The organism is Streptomyces albidochromogenes, from assembly GCF_005981925.1.
Lineage (GTDB): Bacteria > Actinomycetota > Actinomycetes > Streptomycetales > Streptomycetaceae > Streptomyces > Streptomyces albidochromogenes.
On sequence record NZ_VBVX01000644.1, the window covers coordinates 1 to 818 of the forward strand.

General features: G+C 77.0%; 1 protein-coding gene and 1 pseudogene. One reads left to right on the plus strand and one right to left on the minus strand.

Features of this window, described 5'->3' with window-relative positions:
- A partial coding sequence (locus E2E34_RS34515; RefSeq protein WP_138905743.1) for an iron-containing redox enzyme family protein occupies nucleotides 1-530 on the plus strand: 530 nt, incomplete at its 5' end.
- Here E2E34_RS34515 and E2E34_RS34520 read toward each other — a convergent pair.
- Nucleotides 505-818 (minus strand): annotated as a pseudogene (locus E2E34_RS34520) (transcriptional regulator); the annotation flags it as partial. The gene E2E34_RS34515 and the pseudogene E2E34_RS34520 sit on opposite strands and share 26 nt — an antisense overlap.

The window sequence follows — 818 nt, forward strand, 5'->3', positions numbered from 1 at the left end:
TGGCGGTCGAGTTCGACGAGTACGGCGCCGGACGCGGCACCCGGGTGCACGCCAGGCTGTTCGCCGACCTGATGGAGGGCGCGGGCCTGGACGCGCGCTACGGACTGTTCCTGGAGTTCGCGCCCGCCGTCACGCTCGCCCCCGTCAACGCGATGTCGCTCTTCGGCCTGCACCGCGCGCTGCGCGGCGCCCTGGTCGGGAACTTCGCCACCCTGGAGATCACCTCGCCGCCGGGCGCGCGCCGGATGGCGAAGGCGCTGGAGCGGCTGGGCGCGGGCGAGGAGTGCACGCGCTTCTTCACCGAGCACGTCGAGGCGGACGCGGTGCACGAGCAGGTCATGCGCCGCGACGTGATCGGCGACCTCCTCGACCGGGAGCCGGAGCTGGCGGCGGACGTGGCGTTCGGCATCCGGGCGAGCGTGCTGCTGGAGTCGCGCTGGGAGGAGCACGTGCTGGGCGCCTGGCAGGAGGGGCGGAGTTCGCTGCGGCCCGGCGCCCCCGGCATCAGCCGCCCCGCACCGCCCCGATGAGCTCCAGGGCGTGCGCCAGGCCCCTGGGGCGGTGCACGTCCTCGGCGGGGCGCGTACGGCTCCATCCGGGGCCCGCGACCAGCACGGCGGGCCGGGTGCGGGCCCCTTTGATGCCCCAGGTCGTGGCGCGCACCCGGCCGGGCAGCGACCGGTCGGCGGTGGGGCGCGTCTGGGACCACAGGACGACGCCGCACGGCCCGGTCCTGCGCACGGCCTCGGTCAGGGCGCCGGCGGGCACCGCGGCGCCGAACATCCTCACCGGCGTCCCGCGCTCCCCGAGGGCCGCCG